Origin of the sequence: Halobacteroides halobius DSM 5150 (genome assembly GCF_000328625.1) — a bacterium.
Classification (GTDB): Bacteria; Bacillota; Halanaerobiia; order Halobacteroidales; family Halobacteroidaceae; genus Halobacteroides; species Halobacteroides halobius.
Map to the genome: position 1 here is coordinate 685392 of NC_019978.1, position 18904 is coordinate 704295.

Below are 18904 nucleotides of genomic sequence, written 5' to 3' on the forward strand. Positions count from 1 at the left end.
TATGTTTTTATTTTATATTTATTTTTAGAGGTGATAAAATGAAATTTGGCATACATGCTTCAATTGCTGGTGGGATTGATCAGGCAGTTCTTAGAGCTGCTAAATTAGAGTGTGGTACACTACAGATTTTTTCTACAAATCCTAGAGGATGGAAGTCAAGAGAGATAAGTGACGATGAAGTAAGCAAGTTGCAGCATAATTTAGTGGAGAATAATATAGCCCCACTTGTGATACATACTCCTTATTTATTAAATTTAGCTTCACCTAAAGAGGAATTATATAATAAATCAATTACAGCTTTAAAGCAAGGGGTTAAAAGAGCAGATAAATTAGGAGCTAAGTATCTTGTGTTACATCCAGGTAGTCATACAGGCTCAGGAATTGAGGCTGGCATAAAAAGAATTGGCGCCGGTTTAAAGCAAGTTATTTCTGAGACTAAGCCAGAGGTTATGATCCTATTAGAAAATGTAGCAGGAAGAGGGACATCTATAGGAGCTTCATTTGAAGAGTTAGCAAAGATTATTTCGTTGGTTGATGATTCTAAAAAGTTAGGAATTTGTTTTGATACTTGCCATGGTTTTGCAGCTGGTTATGACTTAAGAAATAAAAATGAAGTTGATAAGATTTTATCTCAAGTTGATAGTATCTTTGGGATAGACAAGCTGGGGGTTATCCATGCTAATGACTCTAAAGGAGCTTTTGATTCTAATAAGGACCGGCATGAACACATTGGCCAAGGGAAGATTGGATTATCAGGTTTTAGAAATTTATTAAATCATCCTTTGCTAACAGATAAAACAGTTATTTTAGAGACGCCAGTAAATGATGAGGGTAATGATAAACATAATTTAGCTACTCTTCGTAGTTTAGTAAATTAATACATGATTTTTAAGTATAAATTTTTAAATTTTAATAGGATTTTATCTGAGAATATAGAATTATACTATTAAGAAGGGAGGAATAGTTTGTTGTGAGAAAATCATTGGTAATGGTTTTGTTATGTCTTATGTTTGTTTTGCTAATCAGTCAAACAGGTTTAGCAACCCCAAGATTTGCGGTAAAAATAATTTATACTGTTCAACAGGGAGATGCATTAGTAGAATTAGCTAATCAATTTGGTGTTAGCGTAAGAAGAATTAGAAGGGTTAATGGTTTGAATAAGAGTGAATTTATAAGGTATGGTCAAAAGTTAGTAATACCTCAAGAAACTAGTATTCTATCTAGTGAGGTTTCTAAGAATGAGAACCTTTATTATTCTTTTTATCGTCCCCAAGAGAGGTTGGCCAAATATAAGTTAGATTGTAACGGAAAATATGAGGTTACCATTGTTAAGGAGACTACTCCAAATATTGATACTAGTGATCTAAGAACTTTAGAGTATTATATAAAAAGAGGAGATAACTTATATGAGCTAGCTAATGAATTTAATACTAGTGTAGCTGTAGTTAAGAAGATAAATAATCTTGACTCAAATATAATTAGATTAGGTAAAAAAATTGAGTTACCAATTAATAATTTAACTCCTAAAGAAGTAATATATCGGACCATTAGTGATAGAGAGTTTGAGTTATTAGCTAGATTAATTCACGCTGAATCTAGAGGGGAACCATATATTGGACAAGTTGCTGTAGGTGCTGTATTATTAAATAGAGTTATTAGTCCATCTTTTCCGGATAATATTAGAGATGTTATTTATCAGCCAGGTCAATTTAGTCCAGTAGCTAATGGTCAAATAAATTTAGAACCTAATGCTACTTCATATCGGGCAGCTAGAGCTGCTTTAAGAGGTCAGGATCCTACTCGTGGTGCTTGTTATTTTTATAATCCAGATACCGCTAGATATTTATGGTGGTTTGAAACTAGAGAAATAGTAGTTGAAATTGGAAATCATGTTTTTGCAAAGTAATCCTTTAGTCTCCCATTGGGAGGTTAAAGGATTTTTTAGTTTACAATAACTACCATTGCTAATTAAGAGAGGTTATAATAAAATTATGGTACGATTTAGTTTAAAGGAGGTGTAATTTTGTCGCGTAAATTGACTATTGTAGTTAGTTTAGTTATGCTGGTAATTATGTTATCTGTTATGAATGTACAAGCTGCTTCCTTTAATTATTATGGAGTTCAGTCGGGAGATACGTTATATGAGTTAGCAAATCAATTTAAGACATCAGTACAAAAGTTAAAAGATATTAACAGCTTAGAGACTAACTATCTTTATGTGGGCCAAAAGTTAAAAGTCCCAGTAGATAATAGTAGTAAATTATACACAGTCAAATCAGGAGATACGTTATACGAGTTAGCAAATCAATTTAAGATATCTGTACAAAAGCTAAAAGATATTAATAGCTTAGAGACTAACTATCTTTATGTGGGCCAAAAGTTAAAAGTCCCAGTGGATAATAGTAGTAAACTATATACAGTTCAGTCGGGAGATACGTTATACGAGTTAGCAAATCAATTTAAGACATCGGTACAAAAGTTAAAAGATATTAACAGATTAGAGACTAATTATCTTTATGTGGGCCAAAAGCTGAAGTTGCCGCAAGCTAAAGTTATTCAAGCTACTGCTAGTCTTAATGAAAAGACTAAGGTTAAGATATCACAAGAAGAATTAAAGTTATTAACTAGAGCTGTTTATTCTGAAGCAAGAGGAGAACCATATAGTGGCCAAGTAGCTGTAGCAGCTGTAATTTTAAATAGAGTTGAGCATGCTGGATTTCCTGATACAATAAGAGGTGTGATCTTTGAACCTTGGGCTTTTACAGCTGTTCATAATGGCCAATACTGGTTAAACCCAAATAAGACTGCTAGAAAAGCAGCACTGGATGCTGTTAAAGGTTGGGACCCTACTGGAGGAGCTATTTTTTATTATAATCCAGCCAAGGTAACTTCTAATTGGATTTATACCAGAGAAGTAGTCAAAAAAATTGGAGATCATTATTTTGCAATTTAAGAAGTTAGTAAAGAGGGCCAATGGCCCTCTTTTATAATTTTGATGAGATTAATTTTCTAGTTGGTTATTTAAGTAATTAATAACCCCTTTTCCAATTGCGCGAGCAATTTTTTCTTGTTTTTTGGGGTTTGTAATTCTATTACGGTCTTGGGAGTTACTAATGAATCCAACTTCTATAATTACAGCAGGAATTTTAGTCTTTTTTAAAAGATAGTAAGAGGCTGATTTAATTTGACGATGATTTTGGGGTTGAATTGCTATTAATTGCTTTTGAATTGCTGCTGCTAGTTTTTTTCCTTGTTTATCATCAGAAGCATAGAAAGTTTGGCCCCCAAAAGAGCTGGAGCTAGGAAAACTATTAACATGAATGCTAACTAATAGATCTGCTTTATTTTGGTTTGCTACTTTAACCCGATGTCGAATATCTTTATTACGATCATCTTGATATAATCTATCTTCTGTGCGAGTCATGATTAAGTTAAAATTACCTCGACTTAGAAAATTAGCTAATTTTTTAGCGATAGCTAGATTGATATTTTTCTCTAACACTCCATTTTTATGTGTACCTGGATCAACTCCTCCGTGTCCAGCGTCAATTATAATTGTTCTTTTAAGTTGTGAAGTAGTAGGTTTGCTTTTGATCACCCATGTAATTCCAGAACTTAATAAAAAAATACTAATTAATATTAACATAATAATTGGAATAGAAATAAAATAAAGTCTTCTTTTCATTATAATCATCCTTTATCCAAACTTAAATTTTATTTCAAGAGCCTGCCTTATAAAAGTTATATTGTGAGATATTTATTATATGTCCAGTAAAATATTCCAAGAAGATTAAATGGTTTACTTTAAGATAGAATCTTCATTTTCGTTAGAGTGTAAGTGATATTTCCTTCTTGACTTGAATAAATAGATAGCAAGGGATATTGAAGAAGGAGGTTCAACTATGACTATTGAGTTTAGTAAATATGATCTATTAATTTTGTGTTTGATACTAAGTATTAGTTTCTTTTTGTTAGGATTAACAGTAGATAATTCCTATTTACAAGAAGCAATTAAAGTAAATAGTGAGAGATTAGTACCAATTTATAAAGTTAATACTGATCAGAAAAAAGTAGCAATCACTTTAGATGGAATGTGGGGGGCAAAAAAGACTCCTCAATTATTACAAATTTTTAGGAAGTATGATGTAAAGATAACTTTCTTTTTTGGTGGTAACTGGTTAGAGGAGAATCCTAACCTGGTTAAAGAAATAGCTGCTAGTGGTCATGAGGTAGAAAATCATAGTTATACCCATCCTCATATGACAAAATTAGGAGTCAATTCAATAAAAAAAGAATTGCAACGAACGAGTGAATTAATTGAGAAATTAACAGGAGAAAAACCAAATTTATTTAGACCTCCCTTTGGAGAGTATGATAATCAGTTAATCAAGACTTGTCGTAATTTAGGGTATCATGTTATTCAATGGAGTATTGATTCTTTAGACTGGAAGGATGTTAGTGCCGATTTTATTGTTAATCGAGTACTAAAAAATGTAAGTTCAGGGGATATTATTTTAATGCATAATAATGGTGCTAACACACCACAAGCTTTAGAAAAATTAATTCCTAAATTACAGCAGAAGGGTTATGAAATTGTTCCTGTATCAGAATTGATTTATCAGGAGAATTATTATATTGAACCACATAATGGATTACAAAAAAAGGTTAGATGAGGTGGTAAAATGTCCAAACGAAAAATTAAATTTTTTTACTTACCTTTTAATCGTGATGTCGTTTTTGGCTTACTATGTATGTTTATTTTACTTAGTTTTGGGTTGATAAATCTCTTAGACTCTCCGGCTAAAGTTGAACAGCCTGTCTTTCAACAAGAAGTTAAGCCTTATTATCACGGGCCAACAGATAAACAGAAGGTAGCTTTAACAATTAATGTAGCTTGGGGCCAAGAGTATTTACCAAAGATGTTGGATACATTAGATAAGTATGATGTAAAAGCAACTTTCTTTTTTGTTGGTACATGGGTAAAGAAATTTCCTGAATTAGTTAAAGAAATAAAAAAAAGAGGACATGAATTAGGTAATCATGGAATTAAACACCTTCATCCTAAACAGTTATCAAAAGATAAGTTAATCAATTTAATTAAAGAAAATGAAAAATTAATTCAAAAAGTAGCTGATTATAAGACAGATTTATTTGCTCCTCCTTATGGGGAAGTTGATAAGCAGGTAGCTCAGGTTGCTGCAGAAATAGGTTATAAAACAATTATGTGGAGTACCGATACTATTGATTGGCAACGTCCTAGCTCCCAAGTGATTATTAAGCGGGTCTTAAATAAAATAGAAGCAGGCGGGATTGTACTGATGCACCCTACAAAACCAACAGCTAAGGCATTACCTACTATAATTAATAAACTCGAAGATAAAGGATATAGCTTAGTAACTGTTTCCCAATTATTGGAGTAGTGGTTAAAATGAGAGATATTAAGATTTTTTTGCGTAAACGAGTAATTATATTAATGATTGTGGCTTTAATTATAATTTTATTAGTAGGATTATTTGCTGAATTAGATAAATTCAGACGTTATATTTGGGGTGTAGAGCCAAAAGTTACTTTTTTAGGAGAAGATCTAACGGGGTATTTAAGATCAGAAGTAAAAAATAAGGTTTACCAATTGTCATCTCATATTATTACCTATCCTATTGCAGCTGGTCTTGATGCTAATACAGGTAAGATAAACTCAGAATTAAAGGGAAAAATCGTAGATATCACTGCTACAGTCAAGAAAATAACGGAAGCTAAAGAAGGAAGTCAAGTGGCTCCAACAACTTATCAAATAACTCCCTTTTTAACTACTCAGGATATAAAAAAGATTAATCATGAAATTAGTACTTATACTACTATAATAAAGGGTAGCCAAAGCCGAAAAGAGAATATAAAGTTAGCTACTGAATTGATAAGTAATCAGTTGGTTTTAGCTGGTGAAGTCTTTTCTTTTAACCAGATAGTTGGCCCACGAACTAAGAAGAGAGGATTTAAAGAAGGACCAGAGATAATTAATGGTCAGCTGTCTACTGGAGTAGGGGGAGGGATTTGTCAGGTGTCAAGTACTTTATATAATGCAGTTCAATCAGATCAATTTAAGATAATAGAACGTCATTCTCATTCTAAAGAGGTTGGTTATGTTCCTAAAGGAGAAGATGCAACTGTAGCTTGGGATTACTTTGATTTTAAATTTAAAAATAAATTAGCAACCCCAATTATTATTAAGGGTAAAGTAGAAGCTAATAGATTGAAGATTACTATTTTAGCAAATAAGAAGGAATAATAAAACAAGTCAAGAATAAAAAACAATGAGAAATTAATTTTATACTAGGAGGTAAGAAGGTGGAAATTGAAATTAAAAAATTAGATCCAGCAGCAGTTATCCCTAGCTATCAACATGGTAGTAATGAAGATGCAGGAATGGATCTTTGTTCTATTGAAGCGGGAACTATTAAGCCAGGAGAGTATAAATTATTTAAGACAGGGTTAGCTATTGGATTACCAGATGGTTATATGGGTAAAGTCTGTCCTAGAAGTGGGCTTGCTTTAGATCATGGAGTAACTGTACTTAATGCTGAAGGAACTATCGATCCTGCTTATCGAGGTGAGATAGGGATTGTATTAATTAATCAAGGGGCTAAACCATATCAAATAGAAACAGGGGATAGGATAGCTCAGTTAATTATAGAAGAGTATAAAAAAGTAACTTGGAAGATAGTCCAACAGCTAGATACTACTACACGAGGTAGTGGTGGATTTGGGCATACAGGAAAATAATAACCAAGTCTACTGCTTAAGCAGTAGACTTTTAATCTATAAGGAGGGTAAGTGCATAATGTTAAGTAAATTAAATTTAAAACAAAAATTAATGATAAGTATGATTGCTTTAGCAGTAATTCCAGTTTTAATTTCTGGAATTATTAGTTATACTCGTAACAGAAATTTAATTAAAGAACAAGTAATTAAAGAAAATGAGTTGCTAGCTAATCAATTAGCTAAACGAGTTCAAGAAAAGATGTCTGTTTTAACTAAGACTGTTAATGTAATAGCTGATTTAGAGGGCATTGAAAGTATGAAGAATAAAAAGCACCAACAAATATTTAATAAGTTTAAACAAAAGTATCCTATATTTCAGTATTTATATGTTACTAATGAGGAAGGGCAATTAATTACTTTTAGTGCAGATACTGACCAATTAGGCAATGATTTTAGTCATCGTTCGTGGTTTAAAGGAGCAATGAGAGGCTATTCTTATATTTCTAATGCTCATATTTCTACTACAACTAAGTCTCTTTGTCTTACTATATCTACCCCGATAAAAAATAACAATGGTCAGATAACAGGAGTTTTAGGAGCAGATATTAGTTTGATGGCTTTACAATCAATGGTTACGGGAGTCAAATTGGGACAAGCAGGCCAGGTTTATCTAACTGATAGTCAGGGAGTAGTCATTGTTCACCCTAATTATAAAGATATGGTTTTAAAACAGGTAAAGAAAGAAGAGTTAAAACCTGTTCAGAAGGCTTTAGCTGGTAAAGTAGGAACGATAACATATGTAACTAACAAGGGTACCGAAATGTTAGCTACCTATGAACCTTTACAACGGTTAAATTGGGCCTTAGTAGCTCAACAACCAACAGGGGTAGCATTTAAAGTATTAAAAGAAAATTTATTTAGTAAGTTATTAACAATTTTAGTTGCTACTTTATTGGCAGTAGGAATCTCAACTTGGTTGGCCCATAATTTTAGTCAGCCTATTTTAAAATTAGTAGGAGCAATGCGACAAAAGGCACGAGGAGATTTAACTGTTGATTTAAATTTGGATAGAGATGATGAATTAGGAATGTTAGCTAATACTTTTAGTCAAGGAACTGAACAACACCGGAAATTGGTATCTGATTTATTAGATACAATAGATAATCTATCAGCTTATAGTGAAGAATTATCAGCTTCAGCTGAAGAGGGAAATGCAATTATAGAAGCTAATGATCAAAACTTATCGGAAGTATCGGCTGGAGTAGAGCAGATTTCGGCTAGTAGTCAAGAAGTAAGTGGTTTGGCTCAGGAAGCTAATTCTCAAACTAAGATTGGTAGTCAAAATATCCAAGAGACTGTCTCTAGCATGGAAGAGATTAATCAAGCTGTAGAAGAAACAGTTAAGGTGCTTAATAGCTTAGATAATAAATCACAACAAATTAGCAAAATTGTAGAGTTAATCCAAAATATAGCTGAACAAACTAATTTATTGGCTTTAAATGCGGCTATTGAAGCAGCTAGGGCAGATTCTACCAGTAAGAATGCAGGTCAAGGTTTTGCAGTAGTAGCTGATGAAATCAGAGAATTAGCTGAAGAGACAGCTCAAGCAACTAATCAGATAGAAGATTTGATTAAGGAGACTCAAGATAAATCAAGTGCTGGCTTGGAGTCTATAAATCAGGTAGAGGCTAAGGTTAAAGAAGGAAAAGAAGTTGCTCAAGAAACAGGAGCAGTATTTGATGAGATTGAAGCTGCTATTGAGAACACATCAAGTCAAATGGAAGAGATAGCAGTTGTAGCCCAAGAATTAGCTCAAAATAGTGAGCAGGCTAAGAGTGCTTCTCAAGAGATTAATAGTATGTCTGATGAGATAACTAATTCTTCTCAAGAGTTGGCCCAAATGGCAGAAAAGTTACAAGGGTTAGTAGCTAAATTTAAAGTAGAACAAAGTTAGAGGTTTTTTATAGATATTTTGATATTTTATATTAATTCACCATAAGTATAATTAGGTATTAATCTAGTACCGTCAAAATAGGGAGTGGTTAAATGAGATTAAGTGAACTAGAGGGAAAAGAAATTGTAAATTTGCATAATGGAGGAAGATTAGGTTTAATTGATGAGACGGAAATGGTTTTTAACCCTAATACTGGTAGCTTAGAATCTATTTTGATACCTAATCAGCAGGGGATGTTTGGATTTGGTGGGAGAAATGAAGAATTAATAATTCCGTGGGAATCAGTAGTTAAGATTGGTGATGAAATAGTTATTGTAAATTTATCCATTGATGCGGAAGATCAATTGTTTTAAACCCTTGACAAATTGAATTAAATATTAGAAAATATAATAGACAGTATAATAAAGAGTAAAGATAAGATTGAGGAGCAATAATTATCAGTAGTTATAGAGGGTTAGCCAGCTATAATCTATAATGAAAGGAATTATTGCCGAAGTCTATCCTAGTGGCTGCTAGGTTAGATTGGGGCTGTATTTAATAAATACAGAACTGTCACTAATTTTTAGTGAAGGGCTATCTTATCGTTTCGATTATGAAGCGATTGGTAGCTACCAATCGCTTTTGTTATAGTTAATAGAAAATATACTAATTATTTAAAGTAAGGGAGTGATAAAGTGAAAACTAGTATTGTAGTTTCCGGGGCCAATGGCAGAATGGGCCAAGCAGTAGTAGAAATGATTTCTGAAGTAGATGATTTTAAATTGGTAGGAGCAGTTGATGTAACAGAAGTAGGTAAAGATATTCATCAACTATTAGGGTTAGATGAAGATCCTGTTAAGATAACAGAAAACTTAGCTGAAACCTTAGAAGAGGTTAAACCTGATGTAGTTGTAGAGTTTACTAATCCTCAAGTAGTGATGGAGCATATTCAGACTACTCTAGAATATAATATAGATATTGTGATTGGTACAACAGGAATTACAGAAGCTGATTTAACTAAGATTGAAGAGTGGAACCAAGATAAAAGTAAGATTGTGATTGCTCCTAATTTTGCTATTGGAGCAATTTTAATGATGAATTTTGCTCAGAAAGCTGCTAAGTTTATGGATGATGTAGAGATTATTGAACTACATCATGATAATAAAATAGATGCTCCTTCAGGGACAGCTATCAAAACAGCAGAGTTAATTGGTAAGAATCTAGATAAACCTGATAAAGAAGTAGAAGAGATAGAAAAATTAGAAGGAGCTCGTGGTGGTCTACAAGATAAAATTAATATTCATAGTGTACGTTTACCAGGTTTAGTAGCCCATCAAGAAGTAATTTTTGGTGGAGAGGGTCAGACTTTGAGTTTAAAACATGATTCTATTAATCGTAAGTCATTTATGCCAGGAGTTGAATTAGCTATTAAAAAGTTAGTTGATATCGATGGAGTAGTTTATGGTTTAGAGAACTTAATTGATCTTTAAAATTATTTAAATTAAACAAGCACTTCCTAGAGTAAGGTTACATATAATAATTTTGAGGAAAGGGGGATAGTCATTGAGTTATAAATTACAAGATAAAAGTATAGCTTTACTAGGTGGAGATGATAGGGAAGTTAAATTGTTATCTATGTTAAAAGAAACAGGAGCTAAGTTACAAGTATTAGGAGAGGTTACTAAAATAGAAGGTATTAAAGTAGTTAACTCATTAACCGAGATTGATAATAAAGTAGATGCTGTAATAGCCCCTATGACTGGTATTAATCAAGACTATCAAATTAAAAAGACTTTTGTAGACAAAGATATAACCTTAACAGAAGAATTCTTTGCAAAATTACAGCCCGCTACTAAATTCTTTATTGGGTTTGCTAAGCCTCAACTTAAGAAGTGGTGTACTAAGTATGATTTAGAATTGATTGAATTAGCTGCTTTAGATGAAGTAGCTATATTAAATGCAGTTCCTACTGCTGAAGGAGCTATTGAACTTGCTATTAGAGAAGCTTCAATTAACTTACACAATAACAATTCATTCGTATTAGGTTTAGGGCGGGTTGGTTTGACTGTAGCTAGAATGTTAAAAGGATTAGGCAGTAATACTTTTGGAGTAGCTAGAAAAAATAAAGATTTGGCCCGTGCTTTAGAAATGGGGCTTACGCCAGTTAATTTTAAAAATTTAAGTAGTGAGATAAATAAAGCTGATTTTATCTTTAATACAGTACCTGTAAAGGTTCTGGATAGAAAGCTTTTAGAGCAAGTTAATCCTAATACTTTAATTATTGATTTAGCTTCGGCTCCTGGAGGTACAGACTTTGAAACTGCCCAACAACTAGGTATTCAAGCTGAGTTAGCTTTAGGATTACCTGGTAAAGTAGCTCCTACCAGTGCTGGAGAGATTCTAGGTAATGTTATCCCTCGTTTTATTCTAGAAGAATCATAAAATGTAGTCTTTTAGGGAGGTGCTTGTTTGTGGATTTAGCTGGCAAAAAAGTAGGTTTTGCTTTAACTGGTTCCCATTGTACATTAGCTAAGGTTATTCCTACTATGGAGAAATTAGTAGGAGCAGGAGCAGATGTTTATCCTATCATATCTAAGTCAGTACAAGAAAATGATACTAGATTTGGGACAGCTAAAGAGTGGCGTAAGGAAGTAGTAGAAATAACAGGTAATCAACCAATAACAACTATTCCAGAAGCAGAGCCAATTGGTCCGCAAAAATTATTTGATATACTAGTGGTAGCTCCATGTACAGGAAATACTCTAGCTAAAATTGCTAATGGAATCACAGATACACCTGTAACGATGGCAGTTAAAGCTCAATTAAGAAATAGTAGGCCAGTAGTATTGGCAGTAGCTACTAATGATGCATTGGGCAATAATGGGAAAAATATCGGCATGATACTTAATACACCACATATTTATTTTGTCCCTTTAGGGCAGGATAATCCTATAGGAAAACCCAATTCTTTAGTAGCTAGAATGGATTTGATTGTTGATACTGCTAGGTATGCACTAGAAGGTAAACAATTACAACCTGTTATTATTGAATACAAAGGAGTTTAAAAATCAATTTATAATTTTAACTCAAACTAATTTAGGAGGTATTGAGTATGGAGAAGTATAATGTAGCGGTAGTAGGTGCAACTGGAGCTGTAGGTCGTGAAATGGTTAGTATTTTAGAGGAAAGGGATTTTCCATTTGCTAATTTAAGGTTATTAGCAACAGAGCGTTCTGCTGGAACAGTGATGACTTGTAAAGGTGAGGAGTATGTAGTAGAAGTGACGACCCCAGATTCTTTTGAGGATATTGATATTGCTTTATTTAGTGCTGGTTCTGGTGCTAGTAAAAAATTAGCTCCTGAAGCTGTTAAAAGAGGAGCGGTAGTAGTTGATAATAGTAGTGCTTACCGAATGGATGATGAAGTGCCATTGGTAGTACCTGAAGTTAATCCTGAAGATATTTTTGAGCATACAGGGATTATTGCAAATCCTAATTGTTCTACAATTCAGATGGTGGCGGCTTTAAAGCCTATTTATGATCAAGTAGGAATCAAACGGTTAGTCATTTCTACTTATCAGGCGGTATCAGGAACTGGTAAGGATGCTATGGATGAATTAGAACAACAAAGCAAGGCGGTACTAAATGGTGAAGAAGCCAATCCAGAGATTTATCCTCACCAAATAGCTTTTAATGTATTACCGCATATTGATATTTTCTTTGATGATGGCTATACTAAAGAGGAAATGAAGATGGTTAATGAAACTCAAAAAATTATGAATGATAATAATATTAAGGTTACTGCTACAGCGGCTAGAGTTCCAATCTTTAATGGGCATGCTGAATCAATAAATATAGAAACTAATGATAGAGTAACTGTTAAAGAAGCTAAAGAGTTATTAGCAAATACTCCAGGCGTTAGAGTTGAAGATGATCCAGATAAATTAAAATATCCTCTACAAAATCAAGTTACTGAAATTGATGATGTTTTAGTAGGGAGGATTCGTGAAGACCACAGTATCGATAATGGTTTAAATTTATGGGTTGTAGCTAATAACTTAAGGAAAGGTGCTGCTTTAAATACGATTCAAATTGCGGAGAAGATGATTGAAGAAAAGTGAGGTGATTAAGGTCTTGGGATAGTCATACAGAAATTTGGAGGGACTTCTGTAGCAACTTCTGAGAGGCGAGAACAGGTAATTGATAAAGTTTTAGAGTCTCTTAATCAAGGTTATAAACCTGTTCTTGTCGTTTCTGCTATTGGTAGAGACGGGGATCCTTATGCTACAGATACCTTAATTGATTTTGCTGAAAATGTACACGAAAGAATAGATTCTAGAGCACAAGATTTATTAATGTCTTGTGGAGAAGTTATTTCAACAACAGTGATTACTCAAGCTTTAAAGGCTAGAGGATATGAAGCTGAGCCATTAACAGGAGCTCAAGCTGGAATTATTACTAATGAGGAATTTGGAGATGCTAAGATTAAAGAGGTCAATACTCATCGGATACAAGAAATATTGGATGAAAATAAGATACCAGTAGTAGCTGGGTTTCAAGGTGTATCAAAGAATAGAGAGATAACAACTTTAGGTAGAGGGGGTTCTGATACTACAGCTTGTGCCCTAGGAGCTGCTTTACATGCTGAAATGGTAGAGATCTATACTGATGTTGAGGGAATAATGACAGCTGATCCTCGAATTGTACCTAATGCTAAGACACTAAAACATATTAGTTATGATGAAGTTTGTGAGCTTGCTTATCAAGGAGCGAGAGTAATCCATCCTCGAGCTGCAGAAATAGCTAAACGAGAAAGAGTTCCAGTTATTATTCGTTCTACTTTTAGTGATGCAGAAGGAACTGTGATTTCTAATGCTTTTGAGCAAGAAGAAATAGAGATTAAAGGAGATAAGCCGGTGACTGGAATTACAAGCAGGAACAATTTGGTATTGATTAAGATTTATCCAAAGGCACAACAAAAAGATGCTACTGCTTTAGGTTGTTTTAAAGTTTTAGCTGATGCTGAAGTAAGTGTTGATTTTATTAATGTTAGGCCAGATTTGATTAGTTTTATGATTAATGATAGTTTACAGAACAAAGCTGCCGAGTTATTAGATGAAGAAAATTATAATTATGAAATATTTAATAATTATATTAAAGTTTCTATAGTAGGCGCAGGGATGACAGGAATACCAGGTGTAATGGCTCAGGTTGTTAAAGCCTTAGCAGATAATGAGGTTTCTATCTACCAAACTACAGATTCTCATACTACTATTTCCTGTTTAATTGAAGCTGAGGATGAAGAAATAAGTTTATGTGCCCTACATGATTATTTTAAGTTAGGGGACTAATGGAGGTGTCTTGTTAATGGAATTTGGTGAAGTATTAACTGCTATGGTAACACCCTTTAATGAGAATAAGGAAGTTGATTATGAACAGGCAATTAAATTGGCTCGATATTTAATTGATAATGGATCAGATGGGTTGTTGGTATTAGGGACAACTGGTGAAGTACCAACCTTATCTCAACAAGAAAAATTAAATTTATTAGAGATAATAATTGATGAAGTAGGAGAAGAAACAACAGTTATTGCTGGAACGGGCTGTTATTCAACTGCTAAAAGTATTGAATTTACTAACAAAGCAGAGAGAATAGGGGTAGATGGAGTCATGTTAGTAACTCCTTATTATAATAAACCACCTCAAGCTGGATTAGAGAATCATTTTAAAGCAGTAGCTCAAGCTACCAAGTTACCTGTTATTTTGTATAATGTGCCTAGTCGAACAGGTAGGAATATAGAACCAGCTACAGTTGCTAAATTAGCTGAAATTGATAATATTGTAGCAGTTAAAGAAGCAAGTGGCAGTGTAGAGCAAGCAGCTAAAATTAGGGCACTAACAGATGACAGTTTTATGATCTATAGTGGTGATGATGGATTAACATTACCAATTCTATCGATTGGTGGTACCGGAGTAATTAGTGTAGCCTCTCATTTAGCTGGAAATGAAATTAAAGAGATGATTACTGCTTATAAAGAAGGAAAAGTGGAATTAGCTGCACGAAAGAATGCAAAGTTAAATGAATTATTTGAAGCTGTATTTATGACCACTAATCCAATTCCAGTAAAGAAGGCATTAAATTTAACTGGGCCAACAGTAGGTGGATTACGTGCTCCATTGATTGAATTACCATCTGATTTAGAAAGAAAATTAAAAGAAGTATTAGTTAATTATAAATTATTATAAGTTAGGCTACCTTTAGTTAGGTAGCTTCTTTTTTTAGTGATTGGCCCTAGGTTAAAATCTTATCTTGTATTTATAGAAAAAATCCTTTATAATATAAATTAGAACTAATCACGGGGAAGTTTTAACGCCGAATTAAACTTCGCTTATAAAAATCAGTTTTGAATTAATTTTGAGTCTACAAAGTATTAAAATTCGGAATATTAAACAATTAGGACGGGTAAAATTTTATACGGAGGTATTATTAAATGTCACAAAAAAATAATGATTCGGTTTCAATAATTCCACTAGGAGGAATCGGAGAGATCGGTAAGAATATGATGCTAGTGGAAATGAATGATGAAATTTTGGTAGTAGATGCTGGAGTAAAATTTCCTGAAGAAGATTTACATGGTGTTGATCTTGTGATTCCAGATATTTCTTATTTATTAAGAAATAGGGAGCGTGTAAAAGGAATTGTTTTAACTCACGGACATGAAGATCATATTGGAGCTTTACCATTTATTTTAAAGAAATTAAATGTTCCAATCTATGGAACTAAATTAACTTTAGGACTTTTAAGGGAGAAGTTAAAATCCCATAATCTACTATCTAGGTCTTATTTAAGACAAGTAAATCCTGGTAATTCTACTAAAGTAGGTTCTTTTAAAGTTGATTTTATTCGAGTCAATCATAGTATTGCTGATGCATGTGCTTTAGCAATTCATACACCATTAGGTGCAATTGTGTATGCTAGTGATTTTAAATTTGACCAAACTCCGATTAAAGGGGAAATGACTGATATCCATAAATTTGCTGAATTAGGTGATGAAGGAGTTCTAGCTTTATTCTCAGATAGTACTAATGTAGAAAGAGAAGGATACACTAATTCAGAAAGGCAAGTAGGTCAAACTTTGAATAATGCTTTTGAAAATGCAAATGAAAAGATATTAGTAGCTAGTTTTGCTTCAAATTTCCATCGGATTCAGCAAGTATTTGATATGGCAGTTAAATATAATCGTAAAGTAGCCTTAAGTGGTCGGAGTATGCTCAATAATGTAAAAATTGGTAGAGAATTAGGTTATTTTGAGGTTCCCGATAATTTAATTATTGATATAAATGAGATCAATAATTTTTCACCTGATAAGGTAGTATTATTAATGACTGGTAGTCAAGGAGAACCAAGAGCAGCCTTAACTAGAATGTCAAGAGGAGACCATAGAATAAGTTTAAATAAAGGAGATACAGTTGTTGTCTCTGCAACTGCTATTCCTGGTAATGCTAAAGCTGTTGGTCATACAATTAATCAATTATTTAAGCAGGGAGCAAATGTAATTTATGAAGCATTATCTGGAGTACATGTTTCAGGTCATGCTAGTCGAGAAGAATTAAAATTAATGTTAAACTTAACTCGTCCTAAATATTTCTTCCCGGTTCATGGAGAGTACAGACATTTACATTTGCATGCTGATTTAGCTAAGAAAGTAGGAGTTCTTAAAAATAATATCTTTCTTCCTGATTTAGGAGATCGGATTGTTTTAACAGAAGATAAAGGTTATACCCAAGGTACAGTTCCTGCAGGGAGAATACTAGTAGATGGTTTAGGTGTTGGTGATGTAGGTAGTATTGTACTACGGGATAGAAGATTATTATCTGAAAATGGAATATTGATGGTAGTAGTTACAATTAATAGTAAAGGGCAAGTGGTAGCTGGTCCAGATATTATTACACGTGGTTTTGTTTATGTAAGAGGTTCAGAAAAATTAATTAATGATGCTACTGAAAGAGTAGAAAAAGTATTGTCTAAATGTGAGGAAAAGCATATTACTGAATGGTCAGTATTAAAATCTAAGATTAGAGATGCCTTAGATAGTTATTTATATAGACGAACTAAGCGTAATCCAATGATTATGCCAATTATCATGGAAGTATAAAGGTTAGGGTGGTTAAATGCCACCCTAATTTTATTTTTTTGTAGGAATTTAATTTATCTAACAAGAATATAATAAACTAGAAGAACTTAAAAGGAGTTGTTATAATGAAAAAACAACTACAAGTATTAGTATTCTTCGTTTTAGTGGTGGGTTTATTAGTCTCTAGTACTATTAGTTTAGCAAATTCTAAAACAGCTTATCAAGAATACAAGCTAGGATTGAATAATTTTAGAAATGGTAATTACCAACAAGCAGTTGTGAATTTAATAGAATCAATTTCTATAGATCCTGATTTGTTATATCCTCATTACATACTGGGATTAAGTTATGATAGGTTAGAAAAATATAGTTTTGCTGAAACTCAGTTAGAGAAGGCTCATCAAATTAATCCCGAGCATTATAGGGTATTAATTAACTTAGGGCGAGTTTATCTAGACCAAGGAAAAATAAAAGAAGCGATAAAAGTTTTAAAGAGAGCGATTCAAGTTAAGCAAGATCAAGATGAAGCTTATAATATATTAGGAAGAGCTTATATGAAACAAGGATTATTAAAAAAATCAATCAAGTATTATAAACAGGCAGTACATAAAAATAAGAAAAATTGTTATGCTATTAATAATTTAGGTTTGGCTTATATTCGAATTAGTCAGTATAAAAAAGCAGTTTCTATTTTAAGACTAGGAGCTAAATTAGATTCTAAACTATCTTATTTATATAATAATCTGGGAATTGCTTATGAGAATACAGGCCAACTGTTAGAAGCTCAAGAAGCTTATCAACAAGCACTAAAGTTAAAGTCTAATTATCAAAAGGCTCAGATTAATTTAAAAAGAGTAAACAGATTATTAAGTAATTAATTAAAATTAATAATGAATTATTTTTTAGATAATGAAACAAATAAAGAAACACTTGTTAAATCTATAACACATATATTATAATAAAAATAAAAGGTATAAAGGAGGGAGATATGAGAAGATCAAAGGGGGATTATGAGGTTTTATTAGAAATTACTGATGCTGATAATCTCAACAATAGTTATGCCTTATTAAGGGATGAAGAGCGGTATGGAATAGAGAATAATAATATTAACTCACCTTATAATGGAGTGACATGGAAGAATTCAGCTGACGAAATGCTAGATTATATAGAAGAAAATGTAGAAGAAACAGATGATTATATAAAAGAACATTTTATTGGTGCAATAAAGGGAAAATTGAAAATGCTATCATATCAGCAATAATTTCAACCGCCTAAAAAGGCGGTTTTTTTATATTTATAATTTAAAATGGACATACTAAAAATGAGAGGTGATTATAATGTATATAGATTTAACTGGGGTAAAAGAAAGGATGACTGAAAGGCAAATTTTTATAAATAGGCTGCAAAAGATGGATAAAAATGGAGTTGAAAAAGAGATAGAAGGTGAAATAAAAGACAATATTTAGTATGAAATATAAAGAGCAACGCCGAAACGTTGCTCTTTTAATAGTAGTTAACCTCGAATCTGATCTCCCCATTTTTCTGCAAGATAACCAACTAGTGGAATTCCTATGATATAAACAGAAATTGCTTCTCCAAGACCTACATAGAGGCTAGTAATCCAATAGGGAAGTCCAATCGTAAATTTTAGAATTAAAGCTACTCCCAAGCCATTAATAAGTACAGGATAGAGTCCTGCTGTCCATTTATTATGTGCTCTAGTAGCTAATAACCCTGCGATTAATGTTAATAGACTACCAAAAATAATATCAATTAAGCCTAATCCACCAAATATATTAGCTATCATGCAACCAATCCATAATCCTATAGCAGCCCACGGGCCAAAGTAAAAAGGTAATAATGTTAGTGCTTCAGAGATTCTAACTTGAATTTGGCCATATGAAATAGGCGCAAATAATAGAGTAATTACTGTATATATAGCAGCTAGAATTCCTATTTTAGCAATTAGTTTAGAGTTAATCTTAGCCATCTCCTTTCTATTTTTACGTATTCTTAATTTTTCCTTCTGTCATTGTATTATTCAAGGCTATAGTAAAAAGTCCTTGTTTTAGTTTTATATT

At 32.6% G+C, this 18904-nt stretch carries 21 protein-coding genes and 1 riboswitch; of the genes, 19 read left to right on the forward strand and 2 right to left on the reverse strand.

Features of this window, described 5'->3' with window-relative positions; translation table 11 throughout:
- Positions 1 to 38: 38 nt before the first annotated feature.
- The 3 genes from HALHA_RS03480 (at position 39) to HALHA_RS13885 (ending at position 2953) form a co-directional block, all read left to right on the forward strand.
- Positions 39 to 878: a deoxyribonuclease IV gene (locus tag HALHA_RS03480; protein ID WP_015326408.1), complete on the forward strand. Its 840-nt coding sequence runs from the start codon at positions 39 to 41 to the stop codon at positions 876 to 878.
- Between the two features lie 92 nt (positions 879 to 970).
- A complete protein-coding gene (locus tag HALHA_RS03485) occupies positions 971 to 1906 on the forward strand; it encodes a cell wall hydrolase (RefSeq protein ID WP_015326409.1) in 936 nt (311 codons plus the stop codon).
- Between the two features lie 117 nt (positions 1907 to 2023).
- The gene (locus HALHA_RS13885) at positions 2024 to 2953 is read left to right on the forward strand and encodes a LysM peptidoglycan-binding domain-containing protein (RefSeq protein WP_015326410.1); all 930 of its coding nucleotides are present in this window, start codon (positions 2024 to 2026) and stop codon (positions 2951 to 2953) included.
- Between the two features lie 48 nt (positions 2954 to 3001).
- Here the strand turns inward: HALHA_RS13885 and HALHA_RS03495 are convergent, their stop codons facing one another.
- Positions 3002 to 3685 (reverse strand): N-acetylmuramoyl-L-alanine amidase family protein, encoded by a 684-nt coding sequence (locus HALHA_RS03495; RefSeq protein ID WP_015326411.1) that lies wholly within the window; start codon positions 3683 to 3685, stop codon positions 3002 to 3004.
- A 217-nt stretch (positions 3686 to 3902) separates the two neighbouring features.
- Here HALHA_RS03495 and HALHA_RS03500 point away from each other — a divergent pair, with 217 nt between their 5' ends.
- The 16 genes from HALHA_RS03500 (at position 3903) to HALHA_RS13800 (ending at position 18289) form a co-directional block, all read left to right on the forward strand.
- Positions 3903 to 4673 carry a polysaccharide deacetylase family protein gene (locus tag HALHA_RS03500; protein ID WP_015326412.1) on the forward strand — a complete coding sequence of 257 codons (771 nt, stop codon included), beginning with the start codon at positions 3903 to 3905 and terminating at the stop codon, positions 4671 to 4673.
- Positions 4674 to 4682: 9 nt separating this feature from the next.
- Positions 4683 to 5420: a polysaccharide deacetylase family protein gene (locus HALHA_RS03505; RefSeq protein ID WP_015326413.1), complete on the forward strand. Its 738-nt coding sequence runs from the start codon at positions 4683 to 4685 to the stop codon at positions 5418 to 5420.
- Between the two features lie 8 nt (positions 5421 to 5428).
- Entirely contained in the window at positions 5429 to 6283 is an 855-nt protein-coding gene (locus tag HALHA_RS03510; RefSeq protein ID WP_015326414.1) for a VanW family protein, read from the forward strand.
- 59 nt (positions 6284 to 6342) lie between these two features.
- Positions 6343 to 6777, forward strand: coding sequence for a dUTP diphosphatase (dut, locus tag HALHA_RS03515; RefSeq protein WP_015326415.1), 435 nt, complete (start codon positions 6343 to 6345; stop codon positions 6775 to 6777).
- A 58-nt stretch (positions 6778 to 6835) separates the two neighbouring features.
- Positions 6836 to 8710, forward strand: a complete 1875-nt coding sequence (locus HALHA_RS12955) for a methyl-accepting chemotaxis protein (RefSeq protein WP_015326416.1) — start codon at positions 6836 to 6838, stop codon at positions 8708 to 8710.
- A 92-nt stretch (positions 8711 to 8802) separates the two neighbouring features.
- Positions 8803 to 9063, forward strand: coding sequence for a YlmC/YmxH family sporulation protein (locus tag HALHA_RS03525; RefSeq protein ID WP_015326417.1), 261 nt, complete (start codon positions 8803 to 8805; stop codon positions 9061 to 9063).
- A 59-nt stretch (positions 9064 to 9122) separates the two neighbouring features.
- Positions 9123 to 9294: riboswitch (Lysine riboswitch) on the forward strand.
- A gap of 90 nt (positions 9295 to 9384) precedes the next feature.
- On the forward strand, positions 9385 to 10179 hold the full coding sequence (dapB, locus tag HALHA_RS03530; protein WP_015326418.1) for a 4-hydroxy-tetrahydrodipicolinate reductase: 795 nt from the start codon (positions 9385 to 9387) through the stop codon (positions 10177 to 10179).
- Between the two features lie 73 nt (positions 10180 to 10252).
- Positions 10253 to 11131, forward strand: a complete 879-nt coding sequence (gene dpsA / locus HALHA_RS03535) for a dipicolinate synthase subunit DpsA (RefSeq protein ID WP_015326419.1) — start codon at positions 10253 to 10255, stop codon at positions 11129 to 11131.
- A gap of 29 nt (positions 11132 to 11160) precedes the next feature.
- Positions 11161 to 11754: a dipicolinate synthase subunit B gene (locus HALHA_RS03540; protein WP_015326420.1), complete on the forward strand. Its 594-nt coding sequence runs from the start codon at positions 11161 to 11163 to the stop codon at positions 11752 to 11754.
- 47 nt (positions 11755 to 11801) lie between these two features.
- Positions 11802 to 12809, forward strand: a complete 1008-nt coding sequence (locus tag HALHA_RS03545) for an aspartate-semialdehyde dehydrogenase (protein ID WP_015326421.1) — start codon at positions 11802 to 11804, stop codon at positions 12807 to 12809.
- A gap of 18 nt (positions 12810 to 12827) precedes the next feature.
- Positions 12828 to 14039 carry an aspartate kinase gene (gene dapG, locus HALHA_RS03550; RefSeq protein ID WP_015326422.1) on the forward strand — a complete coding sequence of 404 codons (1212 nt, stop codon included), beginning with the start codon at positions 12828 to 12830 and terminating at the stop codon, positions 14037 to 14039.
- 16 nt (positions 14040 to 14055) lie between these two features.
- On the forward strand, positions 14056 to 14934 hold the full coding sequence (dapA, locus tag HALHA_RS03555; RefSeq protein WP_015326423.1) for a 4-hydroxy-tetrahydrodipicolinate synthase: 879 nt from the start codon (positions 14056 to 14058) through the stop codon (positions 14932 to 14934).
- 245 nt (positions 14935 to 15179) lie between these two features.
- The gene (locus HALHA_RS03560) at positions 15180 to 16844 is read left to right on the forward strand and encodes a ribonuclease J (protein WP_015326424.1); all 1665 of its coding nucleotides are present in this window, start codon (positions 15180 to 15182) and stop codon (positions 16842 to 16844) included.
- Positions 16845 to 16948: 104 nt separating this feature from the next.
- A complete protein-coding gene (locus HALHA_RS03565) occupies positions 16949 to 17701 on the forward strand; it encodes a tetratricopeptide repeat protein (protein ID WP_015326425.1) in 753 nt (250 codons plus the stop codon).
- Positions 17702 to 17811: 110 nt separating this feature from the next.
- Positions 17812 to 18084 carry a hypothetical protein gene (locus HALHA_RS03570; RefSeq protein ID WP_015326426.1) on the forward strand — a complete coding sequence of 91 codons (273 nt, stop codon included), beginning with the start codon at positions 17812 to 17814 and terminating at the stop codon, positions 18082 to 18084.
- A gap of 76 nt (positions 18085 to 18160) precedes the next feature.
- Complete coding sequence (locus HALHA_RS13800) at positions 18161 to 18289, forward strand: hypothetical protein (RefSeq protein ID WP_015326427.1); 129 nt, start codon at positions 18161 to 18163, stop codon at positions 18287 to 18289.
- Positions 18290 to 18336: 47 nt separating this feature from the next.
- On the opposite strand, the gene HALHA_RS03575 is transcribed toward HALHA_RS13800, so the two are convergent.
- Entirely contained in the window at positions 18337 to 18813 is a 477-nt protein-coding gene (locus HALHA_RS03575; RefSeq protein WP_015326428.1) for a QueT transporter family protein, read from the reverse strand.
- Between the last annotated feature and the right edge of the window lie 91 nt (positions 18814 to 18904).

Excerpts from the sequence above, each read along its gene's own strand:
- HALHA_RS03480 (WP_015326408.1), top strand. The coding sequence starts at position 39 with ATGAAATTTGGCATACATGCTTCAATTGCTGGTGGGATTGATCAGGCA.
- HALHA_RS03495 (WP_015326411.1), bottom strand. The coding sequence starts at position 3,685 with ATGAAAAGAAGACTTTATTTTATTTCTATTCCAATTATTATGTTAATA.
- HALHA_RS03500 (WP_015326412.1), top strand. The coding sequence starts at position 3,903 with ATGACTATTGAGTTTAGTAAATATGATCTATTAATTTTGTGTTTGATA.
- HALHA_RS03505 (WP_015326413.1), top strand. The coding sequence starts at position 4,683 with ATGTCCAAACGAAAAATTAAATTTTTTTACTTACCTTTTAATCGTGAT.
- HALHA_RS03510 (WP_015326414.1), top strand. The coding sequence starts at position 5,429 with ATGAGAGATATTAAGATTTTTTTGCGTAAACGAGTAATTATATTAATG.
- HALHA_RS12955 (WP_015326416.1), top strand. The coding sequence starts at position 6,836 with ATGTTAAGTAAATTAAATTTAAAACAAAAATTAATGATAAGTATGATT.
- HALHA_RS03525 (WP_015326417.1), top strand. The coding sequence starts at position 8,803 with ATGAGATTAAGTGAACTAGAGGGAAAAGAAATTGTAAATTTGCATAAT.
- HALHA_RS03545 (WP_015326421.1), top strand. The coding sequence starts at position 11,802 with ATGGAGAAGTATAATGTAGCGGTAGTAGGTGCAACTGGAGCTGTAGGT.
- dapA (WP_015326423.1), top strand. The coding sequence starts at position 14,056 with ATGGAATTTGGTGAAGTATTAACTGCTATGGTAACACCCTTTAATGAG.
- HALHA_RS03560 (WP_015326424.1), top strand. The coding sequence starts at position 15,180 with ATGTCACAAAAAAATAATGATTCGGTTTCAATAATTCCACTAGGAGGA.
- HALHA_RS03565 (WP_015326425.1), top strand. The coding sequence starts at position 16,949 with ATGAAAAAACAACTACAAGTATTAGTATTCTTCGTTTTAGTGGTGGGT.
- HALHA_RS03570 (WP_015326426.1), top strand. The coding sequence starts at position 17,812 with ATGAGAAGATCAAAGGGGGATTATGAGGTTTTATTAGAAATTACTGAT.
- HALHA_RS13800 (WP_015326427.1), top strand. The coding sequence starts at position 18,161 with ATGTATATAGATTTAACTGGGGTAAAAGAAAGGATGACTGAAAGGCAA.
- HALHA_RS03575 (WP_015326428.1), bottom strand. The coding sequence starts at position 18,813 with ATGGCTAAGATTAACTCTAAACTAATTGCTAAAATAGGAATTCTAGCT.